This is a genomic window from Virgibacillus salarius (assembly GCF_039521925.1).
In the GTDB taxonomy this organism is placed as follows: Bacteria; Bacillota; Bacilli; order Bacillales; family Amphibacillaceae; genus Virgibacillus; species Virgibacillus salarius.
Map to the genome: position 1 here is coordinate 18704 of NZ_BAAACY010000078.1, position 19526 is coordinate 38229.

Below are 19526 nucleotides of genomic sequence, written 5' to 3' on the forward strand. Positions count from 1 at the left end.
GATAGAGGTGGATCTATATGGCGAATGTTCTCACATTTGATCTCGGTGGGACCTATATAAAATATGGTTTAATAGATACAGAAGGGCATATACTTCATAAGAATTTTATGCAAACACCATCTACACTTGAAGATTTATTAATGTTTATTAAAAGCAAGGTGCTAACCTATACCAATAAAGAGATGAAAGGGATTGCGGTTAGCGCTCCTGGTTCCGTTTCAGAAGATGGTTTCATTTATGGGTCAAGCGCTATTCCGTATATTCATGGTCCCAATATCAAGCATCTTATTGAAAAAGAAACAGGATTAGCAACACAAGTAGAAAATGATGCGAACTGTGTTGGATTAGCTGAAGTATGGAAAGGATCTGCCAAAGGAAAAAAAGATGTATGTGTTGTCGTCATTGGAACGGGTATAGGTGGCGCATTGATAAAAAATGGAATCGTTCATAAGGGGAACACACTGCATGGTGGAGAATTTGGCTATATGATACTTAATCCACATAATCTAAGTAGTGGCATGAATACATTTAGTGAAGTAGCCTCTACCTATTCTATTATTAAGCGTGTCGCCAGTGAAAAACAACTAGAAATATCATCATTAACAGGTGAAAAGATTTTCACCTTAGCTGACCAGGGAGATAAGGTGTGTGAGAGAGCTATTTCCGAATTCATCACGATGCTTTCGATTGGAATATATAATATTCAATATGCTTTGGATCCTCAGATAATATTAATTGGTGGAGGAATTAGTGCAAGAGATGATTTACTTTTACGATTAAGAAAAGAAATAGATAGGGTTGTCGGTATGGTAGATGTAGCAACAATTGTTCCAAGAGTTGATCGCTGTACATTTCATGCAGATGCTAATATGATAGGAGCGGTGTACCATTTTTTGCAAATGCAAAAAAATGATTAATAGTATTCCTTTACCAAGAATTGATTTTGATTTTTATCACCATTATTTCTTTCATGGCAAAGATGAATCTGAAAAATAGATGAATAATAAAGACGGATATGCTTATCTGTAATAAGGTAAGCTTTTTTTATGGTCTAGGAAATTATAACATCGGCCCATGTGAATAAATATGGGGCTCGCGTCCAGCTCCAGCGCCCAGAAGCTAGGTGACTTCACGAATTGCCCTAATCTAAGTCATCATCGGCTCGTAAGCTCACCGTGACTCCTTTATCTCTGTTGTCTCGCTCCAGTCACTACATTTCTAATTGGGCTTTTGTTCTGGAATAAATTGGAGCTACATGCTGCATTTTGAAATAATTGATTGAAAGAATAGGAATTGTATAAGAAGGGATACGTCTTTTTATATTGAAGTATATAATAAAAAGGATAGTGAAGGGAAAACAACAGAAATGAAATTACTTACAACAGAAAATCTAACAGAATTGGAGCTTTTAAATAATGCTTTGAGAAACGAGGGATTAAAAGAGATTTCAAAGGAAACTGAAATTAATAGGTTAGGTGAAGGTGCTTGGCATCATGCATATTTAATCGAAAAGGAACAGCTCGTCCTTCGTATTCCAAAGAGAGTTGCCTATGATAAAGAAGTCGTATTCAATCGAAAAGCGCTAACGTCGGAATATGCTGCTACAAAAGCATTTTACCAACATGCCAACAGAGCGAAAGAGGGAGTTTGTCCGAAGCAATTTAAGTTCTTTGTTGATGAGAAACTGACCTATACGATTGAATCGTATCTAGGCAAATCTATTGGCCTTCAGCGTCAGACAACAGATCTATCGAGAAGGTATGGAAAAGAGTTAGGAGCGTTTTTTCTTGCTCTTGAAAACTTAAATTCTCCTTATAAGGGCATAGGTCATTTGGAAATTGGACAAACAGGTGAGTTAAAAGGTGAACTAGATATGGATTTAAAGGCGTTTGTTCTTGAAGAAACCAAAGAATATCAAGAGGAATTAAATAAATTAATTGATAGTCCCTACGAATTTGATAGAGCAAAAGTTGTAAAAGCTGGGGAAAGCTTCATTTCTCGTCGTTCGATAAACGATGAGAAAATTATCCTGACAAATCAGGATACATCTCCTGAAAATATCATCTATACAAAGCGTGCTGCGAAAATTATAGATCCCTATCCACTGCTATATACAGGAGTATCTATTGCTGCCAATTATGTGTTTAATTATCAAGCCTTATTCCACTTGTTTCATAACACAAAAAGATATCGCAAAGGGAATTATCATCTTTATATACCTCAATTAATAGCGAGTGCAGAAGGCTTTATTGAAGGGTATACTGGTAGTTCAAAACAGAAGCGTGATGCACTACATATTGAAGTGTTCTTAAAGCTAGTTACAATGGCGTATACACACTATCAGTTAGTAAATGAAGCACCGTTAGACCGTGAACAAATAATTCGCTTTGGAACGAAAGAACAAGTGGAAGGGCGGTTACGAATTTACCTTAAGAAGCTTGAAGAATATCCAAAATAGTAATTATCTGTTACAATTTCACTCGGACTTACCCAATTATTGTTCCATGTTGTATACTTATGAAAGAGTATAGGTAAGATTTTTTTCGCAGACAATGAGAAAGCTATAAGTGCTTTCGTAATTATGTAGTTATAGCTAATAATATCTTATTTCTATGTCATCTATCGCAGTTTAATAAAAGTAAGGTGATAACCATTAAAAATATTAAAAGTATCCTGTTCTTTCTGCTTGGATCGATATCGCTAGGAATTGGTGTTGCAGGTATCGTACTTCCTGTACTGCCAGGTGGGCCATTTTTTCTTTTCGCGTCTTTTTGCTTTGCGAAAAGTTCAAAGCGAATCGAAAATTGGTTTAAGGGAACTTCGTTTTATGAAAAATATGTAGAACGATTCCGCCAAAAAAAGGGTATGACACGTAAAGAAAAAATTCGCATCAATTTGATTGCCGACGCTTTTATCCTGTTTTCCGTATTTTATGTGGACATTCTCTTGGTGAAAATTTTATTAGTGATACTTGCTCTTTATAAACATTACTATTTCATCAAGAAAATTAAGACGCTTAAACCGAAACAAGAAGAAATCGCCAAGGATTTTATATAGGAAGCTTTCGTTGTTCAGATTTATAAGAAAATTAGCTATACCCAGTGCTGCGAGACGATGCATTTTTGCATCGTCTTTTGTTGTTATTCATATCGAATGCCTTCTGATAATTGTTGAAGCACCGGCCAATTTTTAATATGTAGCTTTTCTTTATTACGGATAAGGACATGTTGTTCGCTTAACCTTTTCAAAACACGATTTAAGTGACGAGGTGTAGTGCCGATAAGTGAAGCTACTTCATTCGTGTTCGTCGTAAAAAGCTGTTTACCAAATTTTGCATCGGAATAAATGGTACACAGGTATGCAGCGAATCGAGCTTCTACAGGAGCAAGCGCATTAATTCGGGATGCCACAGTACAGGTTTGTAGCTTGTAACTTAACTCCTCTAAAAGCATCTCTGTAAATGGGCTGTAAGTTCTTAAATAGCGCTCATAGATGGTATAAGGTATATAAATAAAAGTAGCTGGATGTATCGTAATAACATCTGATTGGATTGTTTTTTTCTGAAAATATTCGATGTCACCAAGAATTGATACTGGTGAACAAAATCGCAGGAGAAGCGATTTTCCTGTTACTTCATTTGTAGTTACACGATATTTCCCTTCTGTCAATATATAGAAGCCTGAAGCTTTATCTCCTGTATTGACAACCTGCTGACCTGCTTGAAAGGATATCAATTCTATATACGGTTCTAGATGATCAGGAAATGGAAGCTGAAAGGTTTGGATATAATTCATTAATGTAGTCATTTCGTTCTCCTTCGGGACATTGGTCCTTTTTATTATAACAAAACAGGATTATACTGTAAGCGAGGTGAAAGAAATGATTTTTGTATTTGATTTAGATGGTACGATTTGTTTTAAGGGTGAGTCATTAAGTTATGAGATGCGTGAGGCATTAGATGTTTGTATTTAGCATGGACATGAGATCATATTTGCTTCAGCTCGACCGATTCGTGATTTATTACCAGTTTTGCCGAAGAGATATCGCCATTTTCGAATGGTAGGAGGAAATGGAGCTTTCACATTTGAAAATGGAAAAATGCATGTGCGCACGTTTACTCCTAACTTAGTTTTAAAAATAAAGCGATTAATTGAAAAGTATCACTTAACCTATTTAGTAGACAGTGATTGGGATTACAGCTATACAGGTGAGGTGCAGCATTCTATATTTCGTAATCTAGACCCTGAAAAGCAAGCTGAAAATAAGTCATTAGACGAATTAAAGATGATAACCAAAATCGTCTTATTTACGACTACTGATGAAATCAAGCATAATTTGAGTCATTTACCTGTACAGATCTATGAACATGGGAGAGAGAATTTGCTTGATATATCTCCATTAGGAATACATAAAATGAACGGATTAAACCAATTGGGAATACAATCAGGGGAATTTATCGCATTTGGGAATGATCAAAATGATTTAGAGTTATTTAGAAATGCTACATATAGTGTTTGTGTAGGAGAACACGCCATGAAAGAATATGCAACAATTTCCATAAAAAAGGAAAATGTTCCCGCTACGATAAAAAATATTAGTGATTACGCCAAGCATTATAATGAAGCTTTAAAAACTTGATGATTATTAACAAGTTATTCCACCATTTTACCTTGCCTGTTGACCCGAGATTCTGTTATATAGATACCTTTATTTCAATCACTTGGGGTCCCCTTCTTCTGTAAACACATATTTCTTTTTCTCCAATAATAAAAGCATCTCCATAGTAGTCGCTTATTTTAGATATGACTCTCGGGGTGCTTTTTCCTCTAGCTCATTTAATTAGGTATCTTCAGATATACAGGTTTTTCTTTTGTGAATTTTGTTGCCTGCGTCTACTACAGAAATACGATTGGGACTGCGTAATAACATTAAATCTTGATATAGACTTCGTGATTTCGTTTCTAATTAGAAAAAAGTACAAAATTATTCTGGATTTTATGCTTCACAAGCATTATAATGATAATGATAATCAATATCAATTAGATAATCTACTGACTTTCTATTCTGTCTTTTAATGATGTAGGAACAGCAAATGTCGTTTGGTGTTGTAGCCAATCATGTTACAGAAGAAGTAGAAATAAAAAAGGAGGCATGGTTACTAGTTGTTTAACTAATTATTGGGCAGGGCAAGTGTGTTCCTTTTTGTTCTAAGGAGTTCATTGGTCAAGGCGACATAATTTCCAAAACAATGTTACCATTCATAGACTATTATATGGCTGCTGTGCCCATATGTAGAAAATACTTCTGATTAAAGCATTTTCCGGGTACAACTTACTTTGTAGGAAAGGTTTTGGTACATATGACCACAAATAGGCAGCTATGCATCGGTTTATCCTTGTCAACAACATGGATGAAGGGGAATGGCTGGAGACATAGAGACAGTGGTGTAGAAAACTTATATTCAAGCGACTTTTATGTGCAATTAGCGAAGATGGCAGAAGAGGCGAAACTTGATTTTATCTTTAGGCCAGATACATTGTTTCTGAACAAAGAGGTACTGGGGAATTCACCTGGCTTTGGCAGCTTAGATCCGACGCTTCTGCTAACTTCGATTGCTCGTGAGACCAACCGAATTGGACTGGTTACTACTGCTTCTACCACTTTCAACCCACCATATACGGTTGCTAGGCAGCTTCAGTCTTTGCAGTGGATTAGCAATGGGCGTGCAGGGTGGAATATCGTCACTTCCATTGAAGGTGCTGGAAATTTCGGGGATGATCCGATGCCGTCATCACCGGAAAGATATCAGAAAGCAAGTGAATTCACAGACATTGTCCGCAAGCTATGGGATAGTTATCCGAACGAATCGCTGGTTATTAATCGTTCTACAGGACAATATGCGGATAAGGAAATGGTTTCTCCCATCAATCATTCCGGTGATTTTTTTAGTGTTGAAGGACCGCTTAATGTACCGGCACATAAATCAGGGACCATTCCTTTGTTCCAAGCAGGCGCCTCAGAATCGGGACGTAACTTTGCAGCTTCGGTAGCGGACGCTATTTTTGCAGCCACTCCAGATATGGCTTCAGGTATTGAATTACGTGATGACCTAAGGAGACGAGCGAAGAAGCATGGACGTCATCCAAGCGCAATACGAGTTTTGCCTGGATTGTATTTTTTCCTAGCCAATACGCGACAGGAAGCACTAGAACTACATCGGAAAGCGCATGCACATCTAAGTCAAGAGCATAGATATGCTTCAGTAAAATCCATACTTGGTATGGATATCAGTACACTACCTTTAGATCAATCGATAACAGTCGATATGCTACCCGATCAAAATCAACCAGTTCGTAGTAGGACGCATGCTGATTTGTTGCGCAGGTTAATTACACGACAGCAGCCCATAGTGGAAGAACTGTTGTCAAGGCCGGAGGTAGTCGGTTCTGCACATTGGGTCGTCGTAGGAACGGTTGAGGACGCGCTAAGTGAAATTACGGAGTGGCTTGAAACAGGTGCTGCAGATGGGTTTATTGCTTTACCAGGAGGCTCGAAAACATCGATGGAACTGTTCTTTAGCGAGCTGATGCCAATGCTAGTTGAGCGAGGGTTGTTTAGGAGTGAATATACTGGGTCTACCTTACGTGAGCATTTAGGTATCACATAAACTGTCACTGAAATAAGTCTGATTGGATATCAGTTTTTATCAGTGAAACAATTAATTGGAAGATAGCTTAGATTTTAAGTATTACTATTATTATAGCGGGAAGGGGTTTAGGAAAGATGAAAAGATTTATGTTCGTTAGTTTAATCGCATTACTAATGGTTGTATTAGCTGCATGTGGAGGAGATAAAGATAGTGAGTCAAGTTCTTCTAATAATAGTGAAGACACGGCTCAAGCAAATGAGGATACTAGCGAGGAAAGCGAAACAAGAACAATTGAGTATCTTGGTGAAGCGTACACTGTACCAAAAACTGTAGAAAAAGTTGTTGTGACAGGAGCAATGGAAGCAATGGAGGATGCTACAGTACTTGATGTAAACTTAACAGGAGCGATATCTGTGGGAGGAGAGTTCCCAGAGATTTATGCTGCAGCGACCGAGGAAGCTGAATCCATTGGAGAAAAACAACAGCCAAATTTTGAGAAGATACTGGAATTGAAGCCAGATGTAATACTTGGAACAACGAAATTTCCTGAAGAAGTACAAGAGAAATTGCAGAAAATAGCTCCAACTATTTTAGTTTCGCATATTTCAACAAACTGGGAAGCTAATTTGAAGCTAATGGCTGAATTAACTGGAAAGCAAGCAGATGCAGAAACAATCTTGTCTGAATATGAATCAGATATGGCTACTGCAGAAGAATCATTAACAGAGAAGCTCCAAGGTAAAAAAGTAGCAGCTATTCGAGTTCGTGGCGGGCAAGTTTTCGTCTATCCAGAAGGTGTATTCTTTAACCCTGTACTATATGATGAACTGGGATTAGAAGTTCCAGACGAGGTGAAGAAAGCGAAAACACAAGAGGCAATATCTGTTGAACAACTAGCTGATATGAATCCGGATTATTTATTTGTGCAATTCTCTACTAGTGAAAATGAAGAAAATGAAACTGCCTTCGAGGAAATGAAAAAGAATTCGATTGTACAAAACATCAATGCATTTAAAAATGATCACGTGTTTGTGAACGTAGTTGACCCACTAATGGAGGGTGGTCCAGCTTATAGCCGAATTGAATTTTTAAAAAATGTACAAGAACATCTGGAAAAATAATGTTACGTTTTAATTTGTAGTTTTAATAGAGTCTATAGACTTAGTAGGATTCATAAGTTAAGGTCTATGTCTAATAGAATCTTCTATTAAATTTATTCCATATAGTATATTTTTATATATAATTATCCATACTATAAATGGAAGGAGGGGACAAGCCCCTCTTCATAGCAGTGCCCATAATTGTTTGATGAGTAGGATTGTCATAATTATGGGCCAAGTTTTTATCAATATAATATTCTCTTTGACTTGAATATATATCATCCACATCCCTCCTTTGCTTTTGTATATATTATCTCCAGAAAGATTATTTTTGATTCAATTATGGGACGAAGTTATTAATTTTTTTGGTATCGATTACGTGAAAAAAAGACTTTATATGTTGACGAGATAGCGTTCTTAAGCCTTTTGGTTTACGGCTGTTTTTCAATATTTCATTAGAGGTTTTGAAGTTTATGTTAAACTGAATGCTTCCATATAGGAATTATTAAAAATCAATGCTAGTATTGAATAAGACAGAAAAAATGGTTGGATGGAAGGGATATTGATTGGTCTTTGTTATTTGTATACTTATAGGAATTTTGACAGCGTTTGTAGGTGGTTTAATGGGGCTAGGCGGTGGAATTATTCTCATTCCAAGCCTATTATTTTTAAACCAGCTTTCCGATGCATTTTCTTGGGCAACCCCTCAAGCTATTGTTGGAATATCATTAGTCTCTATGGTTTTTACCGCCATGTCATCAACTTTTGCTTATTACAAGCGTGGACGTGTTGATTATAAGACAGGTCTACTGTTTTTATCTGGTAGTTTACCTGGCGGCATGATAGGGTCTTGGTTAAATCAATTTATTGATGGTGATCAATTTCTACTCTACTTTGGATGTATTACAATTGTCATTTCGCTCCTTTTCTTTATTAAGCGAAAAGAGCCAACAAAGCAGATAAGTAATAACATAAGTGAGATAAGGACATTCGAATTAAATGGAATAACATATCAATATACGGTGTCTAAATGGGTAGCTTTTGTACTATCATTAATAGTAGGAGCTTTGTCTGGGTTATTTGGTATTGGCGGTGGATCCATTATGGTGCCTGCGATGATATTATTATTTGGGATACCGGCGCATATTGCTACTGCTACGTCGATGTTTATGATCTTCTTTATTAGCATTATTGGAGCTGGAACACATATTGCTTTAGGGCATATTGAATGGCAGTATGTTTTCTTGTTTATTCCTGGTGCATGGATTGGTGGAAAATTAGGTGCTTGGGTTAACCAACTTCTAACAGGTAAAACACTAGAATGGATATTACGAATTGTATTAATCATTATTGGGATTCGCATGATTTCTCAAGGGCTATCATAAGGAGCATAACATAATGAAAGAGAATATCTATTTTTATTATACGAATGATTTACATAGCAATTTTGATCAATGGTCTCGTGTTACAGGATATCTTAAAGAGACAAGGGATAGTCGACGTAAATTAGGCTGTTCTTGTTGGGCAGTTGATATTGGTGATCATGTAGACCGAGTTCACCCTATATCAGATGCCTTTATGGGAAAAGCAAATGTTCAACTTATGAATGAAGCAGGGTATGATGTCGTTACGTTAGGTAACAATGAAGGTATTACGTTATCGCATCAGGATCTTTTCCATCTTTATGATGAAGCTGATTTTGAAATAGTATGTGCCAACTTACATAGTAGCGATCAAATAGAACCAGCGTGGCTGCAACAGAGTACGATTCTACAATCCGCTCATGGAGTAAATATAGGAGTTATCGGTTTAACGGCACCATTTAATGCCTTTTATCAGTTACTAGATTGGTATGTATCACCTCCATTTGAACAGTTACAACAGGTGATTGATAATGTGAAAAAACAGGCAGACATTGTCGTTCTGCTATCGCATTTAGGGTATAGTGAGGATCAAGAAATTGCCAAAAACTTCCCTGATATTGATGTTATCATCGGCGGACATACACATCATCTGTTGCGTAATGGCGAGTATGTTAATAATACATTAATAACTGCTGCCGGAAAACATTGTCATTATGTAGGAGAAGTTATTCTAACTTGGGACCATGATGAGCATAAACTGAGTCGTAAAGAGGCATACGCGTTGAATATAACTCATTTACCAAAAGATAAAACTACAGAACGAAGAATAGAGCAATTATCTAAACAAGCTACTACCATTCTTGCTAAACCGATTATAGAATTAGCATATCCTTTAGAGGTAAATTGGTTTCAGTCAACGCCAATATTGCAGGCTTTAACAGAATCTATTAAGAAGCAAACAGAGGCAGATTGCTCCATGCTAAATGCTGGACTCCTATTAGAAGGTTTACCTGCTGGTAAAGTGACTTATGGTGATGTACATCGCATTTGTCCGCATCCGATAAATACATGTGTCGTAAAGTTGAATGGTGACGAATTACTGGAGGTAATAAGAGCATCACAAACAAAAGAATTTATGCAATTACAATTAAAGGGTTTTGGTTTTCGCGGAAAAGTATTAGGTAAAATGGCGTTTGCTGGACTTGAAATGGATATGGAGGAGTTAAAAAATGGGGAGTACTTTGTAAAACAGGCATTTTTAGGGTCTTATCCATTAGATCCAGAAAAAACGTATACGGTTGCTACTGCGGATACGTTTACATTTGGCAGGCTGTTACCTGAAGTTGCTAAATCAGAAATCAAACAATATTATTTACCAGAATTCTTAAGAGATATATTAGTTTATACATTAAAAGAAGGATTTAAGGATTAAGCGTTTAGGCTTTTGTGACAATAGGCCCTTCATTTGCATATAGATATGAAGAAGAGAATGAAGGAGGCCATACACGTTTATGATTACAGTAAACCCGCTAGAAGTAGATGGAATCTTTTTTACGGCTATCGTTGTAGAATTACCAAAAACGAACTTGTTAATTATTTCGAATGAAGTCGGTTATATCATGTGTGCAGCTCTAGATGTGGATATATTAAATGAAAAATTAGCAGATCGAAAGGTAGTAGCTGGTCGTGCGGTAGGTGTTCGGACAATTGATGAGCTTTTGCATGCACCGTTACAAAAAATAACAGATGCATCCAAGCAATATGGTTGGGAAGAAGGAATGATAGGGAAAGATGCATTGATCCGAATCTCTTAGCTGTAGAGACAGGGAAAAAATTATTACTTTATTCACATCGTAATCCGAACGAATCAGTTCAGATTATTTGTTTACTCGCGCTCACCGCTCCAGCAAAATATTACGCTTTTTGCGGACATGGCTTCAGCTTCCTTGGATAGCAAAGAGCGTTTTGCTGCGCGGGGTCTTAAGCTTGCGCTGTTCCCACAGGATATGGAAGAGTCGGTAGCGATACATCGTACACAGAAAAAACGCTCTGTTTTCAAAGCGCCTACGGATTTTGACTGCGCCATGTAGTAACATTTTGTTTTATCGTTCGGCTTTTGGACTAACTATTTTCGTTTCGTACCAGACACTTTTTTACATCCTACGACCTACCATATAATGATGAATACGTTTCTTAAGAATCATAGATTTATAAAGGAATAGGTATAGATATTTCACGTATGTTCTGGTACTATTTGATTAGATTTATGTTAAAATAAGTGGATTTATGTAATTGAATGGGTGTAAATAACTATATATGTGTGTTAGGAGAACATAATGAGACTTGCTAATACAAGATCAATAGAACCAGGCGCTATTCTAGCAAAAACAATATATAATGAAAGTGGCGTCATTCTGGTAAATAAAGGTGTTGCCTTAACAAAGCAGTTTCTTGATAGACTAGTAAAGCACGGGATTACATACATTTATATTGAGGATGAAGAAATGAAGGATATAGCGGCAATGCCGACCATATCAAAATCACTCAGACGAGAGGCTTCAGAAACGATTAAGGAAGTATTTCTTTCCCTACAGCATAATGGATTGACAAACCGATCTTATATCCTTGATCAAAAAGGATCGGAACTTTCAGTGATTGTTCAGCAAATCACGAATGAGCTGCAACAAAACGAACAGTCATTATCATTATTAACCGATATGATTGTATCGGATAATTATATATTTCAACACTCTTTAAATGTAGCCATTTATGCACTGGCTATTGGTGTTAAGTTAAAGCTATCTAATAAGCAATTAGAAGAAATAGGGATGGCAGCAATGCTGCACGATGTTGGAAAGCTGTTTATTAACCCAGATATATTACAAAAACCAGGAAAATTAACAGAAGAAGAATTTAAAATTATTCAAAACCATACAAGAACGGGATACCGTTTTCTTGTAGGTCAGGATAGTGTACCTTTTGTTGTATCACTTTGTGCCTTACAGCATCATGAACGGTTGGATGGATCAGGCTATCCACTTGGAATAACTTCTGAATCGATACATAAATATGCAAAATTAATAGGGATTGCAGATGTGTTCGACGCAGTTACAAGTAATCGTGTATATCGTGATGCCATGCTTCCTCACGAAGGTTTAGAAATCTTATATGCCGGATCTGGACAGTTATATGATAGAGAAATGATTGAAGCGTTAAAGAGTTCTATTGTTGTTTATCCAAATGGTATTATGGTTGATCTAAATGATGGGAGACAAGGTATTGTTGTAAAACAAAATCCGCATGTTTGCGACAGACCAATTATTCGAATTAACAAGGAGCAAGGGAGAAAATTAGCTAAACCATATGATGTTAATTTAGCTAACGTACTAAATGTGGTGGTTTTCTCATGCAAAATAGATTGAGATTTTTTACATTCTAACCTTCTTGGAACAAGCATATGTTTGTTGCAAGGGGGTTTTTAGATGGGTAGACGATCAGGATTAAAGATAAAAGCAACTTCTCCAGCTAAGGCGATTTTTTTAATGACTTCAATTACATTTGTCATATTAACCTCCCTTAGTATTCTAATAGTAGATAAAGGGATAACTCCTCCACTGATGGAGATAGCCAAAAGGAAGACAGTTGAATTCGCGACTAGAACGATTAATGAAGCTGTGAAGTCAACGGAAAACATAAGCTTTGAAGACTTAATGGACGTTAGTAAAGATGAAAATGGATATCCTACCATTGTTGGTTGGAATGCTTCAGCAGTGAGCAGAGCATTGCGAGCTGCTACCATTAGAGCGGAATACTTTTTATACGGAATGAACAAAGGAGAAATGTTAAATACGGATGATCCAGATATGGAACCAAAGGATTACGGAGATTCAGCAAATGAACTTGCTGACAAAGATCCAACGGTAGTCGAGATTCCCATCGGTCAAGTGACCGGAAGTACTATTTTAGCTAATTTAGGACCCAAAGTCCCTGTTCATTTTGAAATTGTTGGCAGTATTCAATCAGATATAAAATACGAAATGAAAGAATTTGGTATTAATGCTGCATTGTTTGAAATTTATATACCGGTTACCGTTAATGCACAGATTGTCGTACCATTTACGACCGAGCCTGCGGAAATTACAACGAAGGTATATGTTGACTCAAGGGTACTTATGGGTGATGTTCCAGAATTTTTTGGTGGTGGAGAAGGAAGTAGTGGTCCAAACATAGCCGTTCCCAAGGATGACTTGAATATTGATTAAGTACTTGTTATAATAATTATTATTAGCTAGTTGAATATTTAAACCTTATCAGATCGGTGAGGTAGAGGTGCAATGGATATGATTAATCAGTCGGAGGATGACAACGATGATGATTGATGAAAGGATGTATTGCCGAAGCATAATAAGTGTCTTCCTTATTATTGCTGGTGTGCTTTTGAATAAGAAGTATACTGTCATGCAAGAAGCAATGTGCATGGAGAACTACTGATCGAAATGGAGGATAACGTATATTGTAAAGGCAATGGTAGGTTATTTTCTATCATTGTCTTTTTGTGTTTACAGAGCCCCCATTCTCTGACGCAGCCCCGTTTTCCACGTATCCCATTTTCTTGAACAGTATGTTTTCTTTCATTATTGCAAACAATCATAGTGGAGGTTACAACAATGGAAGGAACAATTTTTTCCCTTATTCCTGCAATATTAATGCTCGTATTGGTATTAGTAACGAGAAATGTATTATTATCTTTAGGAACTGGGATTGTAGCAGGAGCACTTCTCATTCATGATTTTTCAATATGGGATTCCCTAAAGGAAATAGGAATTATTATTTATACTATATTTATATCGGAAGGCTCGCTAAATACAGGTAACCTTCTGTTATTAGGATTTTTACTTTTATTAGGAATAATGACAGCTTTTCTCCAAGCTTCAGGTGGGAGTCGAGCCTTCGGTGAATGGATGATCAAACGTGTAAAAACAAGAGTCGGTGCGCAAGTAATGAGTGCGGTGCTAGGTATTATCATTTTTATTGATGATTATTTTAACAGCTTGGCTGTAGGGCAAATAGCAAGACCCTTAACAGATCGACATAAGATTTCACGAGCAAAGCTAGCCTATATTATTGATTCAACTTCGGCACCAGTTACGGTAATATCACCGATATCGAGCTGGGGAGCATATATCATTGGTATTATCGGTGGCTTATTTGTAGCAAATGGCATCACAGATATAGGACCTTTAGAGGCGTTTATTAAAATGATCCCATATAATTTATATGCATTAGGAGCCATACTACTTGTGTTTTTAGTAGCCTACTTAAAGATGGATATTGGCCCGATGAAAGCACATGAGCAAAGGGCAATTCAGACAGGAGAATTACTAAATCCTAAGCAGGATAGAGTACCGGGAGATTTAACCGATACGTTTGCAGCACATACAGATGGGAAAATCTATCATCTTCTTGTCCCAATTGGTGTTTTGATTCTTGCTACTGTGGTATCCATGCTTGTTACAGGTGCAAATGCCAGCGATGGTAATGTTAGCATTATATCCATTTTTGCAAATACGAATGTTAATCTATCGCTATTTATTGGTGGTACAATCGCTGTTTTAACATCATTTGTTTTTCATGGATTACAAAGGAAACCGAAAAGCAACGCAGGAAAAATTATTGTAGAAGGTTTGAAAACAATGCTTCCTGCTATTTATATACTATTATTGGCCTGGACAATTGGTTCAGTGATAGGAACATTAAAAACAGGGGAGTATTTAGCACAAATTGTAGATAATGCTTCGATTAGTCCGGCATGGTTACCGTTGTTATTCTTCTTGATTGCAGGATTTATGGCCTTAGCTACAGGCACATCCTGGGGGACATTCGGTATCATGCTTCCGATCGCAGCTGAGGTGACAGTAATTACAGATATTTCTATGTTATTACCTTCTATGGCTGCAGTGCTTGCTGGTTCTGTTTTTGGTGATCATTGTACACCAATATCGGATACGACAATTCTATCTTCAACGGGTGCTGGTGCAAATCATATTGATCATGTCTTGACTCAATTGCCATATGCGATTTTGGCAGCTGTTTCAGCTGGAATTGGCTATCTTATAATTGGTTTCACCAATCAAGTCGTATTTCCTTTAATTGCTACACTTGTTATCGTCTTAGCTATTGCATTAATCCTGCACTTTTTATCGAACACAAAGTCATAATACGAGATCGGTGTTATGCTACGAATGATTATGTATCGGGCATGTAACATACAGTAAAATCGCCGGTTTAGAATAGAGACCAATAGGTTATACTCTTACGGTGCTTACAATAGAAAACTTCGCTTGTTGTAGTCAGTTTATCTTATAACATGGCGATGGTATTCTGTGGAAATATACACTTTAAGCTAAAATCCAAGCTGTCGGGAATTTTTTCTCGGCAGTATTTTTATATAGTAGAAAAAATATTGTCCAACTTTTAAAGCTACGAAATGAAGTCTATTTTGTTCTGTGTGGAGGGAATGTAGCTAGAAGCTTTGTACAAATACCCGAAGAATCTCTAGTGTTACGATGAGGAATCGAGTATTTTTTCTTCTGGAGAAGTAACGAATAACCTAATCTAAAAGCCTATAATAATTGTTTAAAAATATCTAATAACTACATATGCTGTTTTTTTGTTAATTAAAATTAGAAATATCTTGAAATTCAAATAATTCTTTGACATAGTATAAAAGTACCGTTATAATACAAACAGAAATATCTGAAAAAATAAAACTTTAAAAACATTCCTTAAACCAACTATTTTGGTAAAGAAGAGGGGGAGGTATTGTAATGGAAACTCGTTCACAATGGGGGACAAGAGCAGGGTTTATTATGGCTGCTGTAGGTTCAGCGGTTGGACTAGGAAATATTTGGCGTTTTCCAGCTGTCGCTTATGAGAATGGTGGAGGAGCCTTTTTTATCCCTTATCTGTTCGCACTACTAACCGCCGGTATTCCTATTTTGATTATGGAATTTACGATGGGACATAAATATCGTGGTTCTGCACCGCTTACGTATAAGCGAATAAATAAAAAGACAGAATTTATTGGCTGGTGGGCAGTGCTCGTATCGTTTGTTATCTCTACGTACTATTCTGTTATTATTGCCTGGGCAATATCCTATTCTGTTTTCTCAATTAATTTAAGCTGGGGAGCAGATACGGAAGTGTTTTTAATGAATGACTTTTTACATCGTACCGTAGAACCAGGACAAATAGGAAGTCTTGTACCAGGTGTACTTATTCCATTAATTATCGTTTGGGTTGTAGTTCTAGGTATTTTATTTAAAGGAGTTAAGAGAGGAATAGAAATTGCAAACCGCATCTTTATTCCCGCTTTAGTTATTATTTTCCTTATTATTGTTATTCGAGCAATTACATTAGACGGAGCTATGGACGGATTGCAAACATTTTTTGCTCCAGACTTCAGTAAAATATTAGATGGAGAAGTATGGGTGGCAGCATATGGGCAAATATTTTTTAGTTTATCGATTGCCTTCGCTATTATGATCACATATTCAAGCTACTTACCTAAGAAATCGGATATTACCAACAACGCCTTCATTACAGGATTTGGTAATTCAAGCTTTGAGTTACTAGCTGGTATTGGGGTGTTTTCTGCTCTTGGATTTATGGCAGCTCAATCCGGTGTAGGGGTAGAGGAAGTAGTCTCAGGAGGAGTTGGTCTTGCCTTCGTAGTTTTTCCGGCGATAATTAATGAATTCCCAGGACTGAATGGATTATTTGGCTTTTTGTTTTTCGCTTCATTGGTACTTGCTGGATTAACTTCATTGATGTCAATTACAGAGACATATGTTGCTGGTTTAACAGATAAATTCAAAATATCCAGATCAAAGGCAGTTTTATTTGGAGGTGGAATAGCCGCAATTATTTCACTTTTATTTGCGACTCAAGGTGGTCTGTTCTTCTTGGATGCAGCTGACTACTTTATTAATCAATTTGGAGTAGCGCTTATAGGACTTGTTGAAGTAGTGCTTATTGCATGGATTCTTCGTAAAGTAAAGGATCTAAAAACACATGCCAATGCTATTTCTGATATTCGCCTAGGTTGGTGGTGGTCGCTAAGTCTAAATGTTATTACACCTCTAGTATTGGGGTATATGATGTTCGATTTATTCCGACTAAACCTAATGAAGCAATTTGACACAGAAACTGGAAATTATGAAGGATATGCAGATATATTTATCGTATTTGGAGGTTGGTTTGTTGCAGCAGCAGCCCTTATTATCGGTATTGTCATGGCTGCTACTAAGTGGAGGTCCGAAGCTAAAGGTGTTAGTGAGCATTCAGAGGAGAGGGAGGCCAAATAACTATGACTGGCAGTGTCATTTTAGTGATGATTCTTAGTATGGTAATTATTTGGGGAGGATTAGCTGCAAGTATTATGTATGCTGTGAAGAAATCAAAAGAAGTAAAATAAGCAGTGACCTTTTTATCGAATTTGTAGCAGAAAGACTTCCCTTCTCTAGTTGCTATAGCTAGGTGAAGGGAAGTCTTTTCGATTCTAACAGACCTTTGAACGCTTCAATTTATTATTTATTCTCTATCCAGTCTAGGCAAAGAAGTCATATAAGTTTAAATTGACTATCTTGTTAATCTTTTTGTTTCGCAATTCGTTCCCATTTACGTAAATAAGGGTATGGATCAAAGGACCATTCGCTTTTGCCATTATCTTTGTACATACCATAATGTAAATGTGGAGGGAATTTTCCAGATGTTCCCGGCGGTCCATAACCTGTCGAACCAACACTCCCCAGTACATCTCCAGGCTTAACAACTTGACCAACCTTAATATCATCATCGTAACCGTTCATATGTCCATAATAATGATAAATATTATAAATATCACGAATACCGATTCTCCATCCTCCATAGAGATTCCAGCCCATCATTTCTATAACACCATATGTTGTTGATTTTACAGGTGTTCCATAATTTGCAAAAATATCGGTACCTTCATGAATTCGTAATCCGCCAAATCCTCTTCGGTCACCCCATGTGCTTCTATAACTATAATTGTGAGCTATAGAAACAGGAAAATCCCTATCCGTTAAATTAATATCTTGAAATTCCTTAAACACCTTTGCAGTGTTCATTATCGTCTGTACGGATAAATCCCGCTTATAATAATTCCATAATGCAATTTTTATATCATCCTTCGTTTGACCGTATTCAAGTAAATAATTTGCCATCGTATGAAGAATATCTTCCGAATTTCTCGGATCGGCTTTTTGATCACCATCGCCATCTTTACCCTTTCCATTGAAAAAGACGATTAATCGTTCATCCTTGATCATAGAAGAATTTCCTAATCCATACCATAATTCAGGTGGTACCTCAATAGAGATAACTTTCTCATCATCTGAATCCTGTTTTTTGTTGCGCTCGTAATTATCAATTGCTGCGAAATAGTACCAAGGAATTTGACTTAAGGCTTCTGTTTTTTTGAATAATGCCATTCTTTTATCATAAATCGTTTTCTCTTCTGCATGTGCAAATGTATGCGGAAAAACTGAAAATAGAATTATGATCATGAAAAAAAAACGTTTTGCATACAAAATGTTTCACCCTTACACGCATATTTTCTTTACTTAATAACGTTACAAGTAGCTGATGTTCTGTATTTTTTGTCAAAGTAGTTCTGATTATACAATAAATTAAAAGGGACTAATTGGAATTTCCAATCAGTTCCTTTCTGTTTTTAATTACATACCTTTATTACTACCTTGAGGTGATTTTTTCATTTCTTTAATAATGCTCTGAATCGTATTATCATAATCACCTTCTGTTGTACTTAGATTATGCAAACTGTGGATATCATTAATTAAACTTGTATTGTCCGAGACATATACTTTAAAGTATCTAGGCATAACTGACATTGCCGTACGCTTTGCCATATCCGCTGTTCTATCCTGATCATAACGGCCAGATTTTTGGTAAGCAATTAACACTTCTTCGTCCGTTACAAGTGTTGCGACTTCATCGAAAGCATCACCACGCAACATAATTCGCGTAATCATATTCGCCATTTCAGTACGGTCAATACTTACGGAATGATTTTTTTCTGTATTATTTTCCATTTGTTCTTTCGTATAACGCACATAGCCAAGTTTATCATCAGCACCATCTTCTGCCGGAGCTCGTAACTCTTGATTAGGATCTAATTCATTCCGTATTTGGTCTCTTTCATCAATAGCATTGTTATTATTTGCACAACCAGTAATGAGTAGCAAAGAAGTCAGGCCGATTGGTATAAGTGTTCTTGTTTTCATTGCTATCCTCCATTCAAAATATCTTTTCATCATTAGTTTGCAATTTGAGTTGAAAATCATACTATTTTATTTCTGGAGGGTTTTT

General features: G+C 36.6%; 17 protein-coding genes and 1 riboswitch. Of the genes, 14 read left to right on the forward strand and 3 right to left on the reverse strand.

The genetic code is table 11. The features are described 5' to 3' along the window. Nucleotides 1-17 precede the first annotated feature (17 nt). The 3 genes from ABDZ84_RS10220 (at nucleotide 18) to ABDZ84_RS10230 (ending at nucleotide 3057) form a co-directional block, all read left to right on the forward strand. Complete coding sequence (locus ABDZ84_RS10220; RefSeq protein ID WP_026681565.1) at nucleotides 18-917, forward strand: ROK family protein; 900 nt, start codon at nucleotides 18-20, stop codon at nucleotides 915-917. Nucleotides 918-1366: 449 nt separating this feature from the next. Then, nucleotides 1367-2458, forward strand: a complete 1092-nt coding sequence (locus tag ABDZ84_RS10225) for a hypothetical protein (protein WP_343781355.1) — start codon at nucleotides 1367-1369, stop codon at nucleotides 2456-2458. Nucleotides 2459-2643: 185 nt separating this feature from the next. Further along, the gene (locus ABDZ84_RS10230) at nucleotides 2644-3057 is read left to right on the forward strand and encodes a YbaN family protein (protein WP_258469539.1); all 414 of its coding nucleotides are present in this window, start codon (nucleotides 2644-2646) and stop codon (nucleotides 3055-3057) included. Between the two features lie 83 nt (nucleotides 3058-3140). Here the strand turns inward: ABDZ84_RS10230 and ABDZ84_RS10235 are convergent, their stop codons facing one another. Further along, nucleotides 3141-3806, reverse strand: a complete 666-nt coding sequence (locus tag ABDZ84_RS10235) for a Crp/Fnr family transcriptional regulator (RefSeq protein ID WP_034679134.1) — start codon at nucleotides 3804-3806, stop codon at nucleotides 3141-3143. Between the two features lie 181 nt (nucleotides 3807-3987). Between ABDZ84_RS10235 and ABDZ84_RS10240 the strand changes: the two genes are divergently transcribed. From ABDZ84_RS10240 to ABDZ84_RS10290, 11 genes are all read left to right on the forward strand, one after another. Further along, nucleotides 3988-4638 (forward strand): HAD hydrolase family protein, encoded by a 651-nt coding sequence (locus tag ABDZ84_RS10240; RefSeq protein ID WP_343781394.1) that lies wholly within the window; start codon nucleotides 3988-3990, stop codon nucleotides 4636-4638. Between the two features lie 721 nt (nucleotides 4639-5359). Then, nucleotides 5360-6667, forward strand: a complete 1308-nt coding sequence (locus tag ABDZ84_RS10245; protein WP_343781359.1) for an NtaA/DmoA family FMN-dependent monooxygenase — start codon at nucleotides 5360-5362, stop codon at nucleotides 6665-6667. A 116-nt stretch (nucleotides 6668-6783) separates the two neighbouring features. Next, nucleotides 6784-7770: an ABC transporter substrate-binding protein gene (locus tag ABDZ84_RS10250; protein ID WP_026681560.1), complete on the forward strand. Its 987-nt coding sequence runs from the start codon at nucleotides 6784-6786 to the stop codon at nucleotides 7768-7770. Nucleotides 7771-8315: 545 nt separating this feature from the next. Beyond that, nucleotides 8316-9134: a sulfite exporter TauE/SafE family protein gene (locus ABDZ84_RS10255; protein ID WP_026681559.1), complete on the forward strand. Its 819-nt coding sequence runs from the start codon at nucleotides 8316-8318 to the stop codon at nucleotides 9132-9134. 13 nt (nucleotides 9135-9147) lie between these two features. After that, the gene (locus ABDZ84_RS10260; protein WP_026681558.1) at nucleotides 9148-10545 is read left to right on the forward strand and encodes a bifunctional metallophosphatase/5'-nucleotidase; all 1398 of its coding nucleotides are present in this window, start codon (nucleotides 9148-9150) and stop codon (nucleotides 10543-10545) included. A gap of 79 nt (nucleotides 10546-10624) precedes the next feature. Beyond that, a complete protein-coding gene (locus tag ABDZ84_RS10265) occupies nucleotides 10625-10927 on the forward strand; it encodes a YunC family protein (protein ID WP_026681557.1) in 303 nt (100 codons plus the stop codon). Between the two features lie 522 nt (nucleotides 10928-11449). Further along, on the forward strand, nucleotides 11450-12535 hold the full coding sequence (locus ABDZ84_RS10270; protein ID WP_166529780.1) for an HD-GYP domain-containing protein: 1086 nt from the start codon (nucleotides 11450-11452) through the stop codon (nucleotides 12533-12535). Nucleotides 12536-12595: 60 nt separating this feature from the next. After that, nucleotides 12596-13375 carry a sporulation protein YunB gene (gene yunB / locus ABDZ84_RS10275; RefSeq protein WP_026681555.1) on the forward strand — a complete coding sequence of 260 codons (780 nt, stop codon included), beginning with the start codon at nucleotides 12596-12598 and terminating at the stop codon, nucleotides 13373-13375. A 54-nt stretch (nucleotides 13376-13429) separates the two neighbouring features. Beyond that, nucleotides 13430-13608: riboswitch (Lysine riboswitch) on the forward strand. 172 nt (nucleotides 13609-13780) lie between these two features. Further along, nucleotides 13781-15331 carry a Na+/H+ antiporter NhaC family protein gene (locus ABDZ84_RS10280; protein ID WP_343781364.1) on the forward strand — a complete coding sequence of 517 codons (1551 nt, stop codon included), beginning with the start codon at nucleotides 13781-13783 and terminating at the stop codon, nucleotides 15329-15331. A 609-nt stretch (nucleotides 15332-15940) separates the two neighbouring features. Continuing rightward, nucleotides 15941-17479 (forward strand): sodium-dependent transporter, encoded by a 1539-nt coding sequence (locus ABDZ84_RS10285; RefSeq protein WP_343781366.1) that lies wholly within the window; start codon nucleotides 15941-15943, stop codon nucleotides 17477-17479. Nucleotides 17480-17481: 2 nt separating this feature from the next. Continuing rightward, nucleotides 17482-17589 (forward strand): methionine/alanine import family NSS transporter small subunit, encoded by a 108-nt coding sequence (locus ABDZ84_RS10290; RefSeq protein WP_281948883.1) that lies wholly within the window; start codon nucleotides 17482-17484, stop codon nucleotides 17587-17589. 172 nt (nucleotides 17590-17761) lie between these two features. Here the strand turns inward: ABDZ84_RS10290 and ABDZ84_RS10295 are convergent, their stop codons facing one another. Together ABDZ84_RS10295 and ABDZ84_RS10300 are read right to left on the reverse strand one after the other, a co-directional pair. After that, nucleotides 17762-18730 (reverse strand): M23 family metallopeptidase, encoded by a 969-nt coding sequence (locus tag ABDZ84_RS10295; RefSeq protein ID WP_425542114.1) that lies wholly within the window; start codon nucleotides 18728-18730, stop codon nucleotides 17762-17764. Between the two features lie 144 nt (nucleotides 18731-18874). Beyond that, nucleotides 18875-19441: a YhcN/YlaJ family sporulation lipoprotein gene (locus tag ABDZ84_RS10300; protein ID WP_026681551.1), complete on the reverse strand. Its 567-nt coding sequence runs from the start codon at nucleotides 19439-19441 to the stop codon at nucleotides 18875-18877. Nucleotides 19442-19526: the final 85 nt, after the last annotated feature.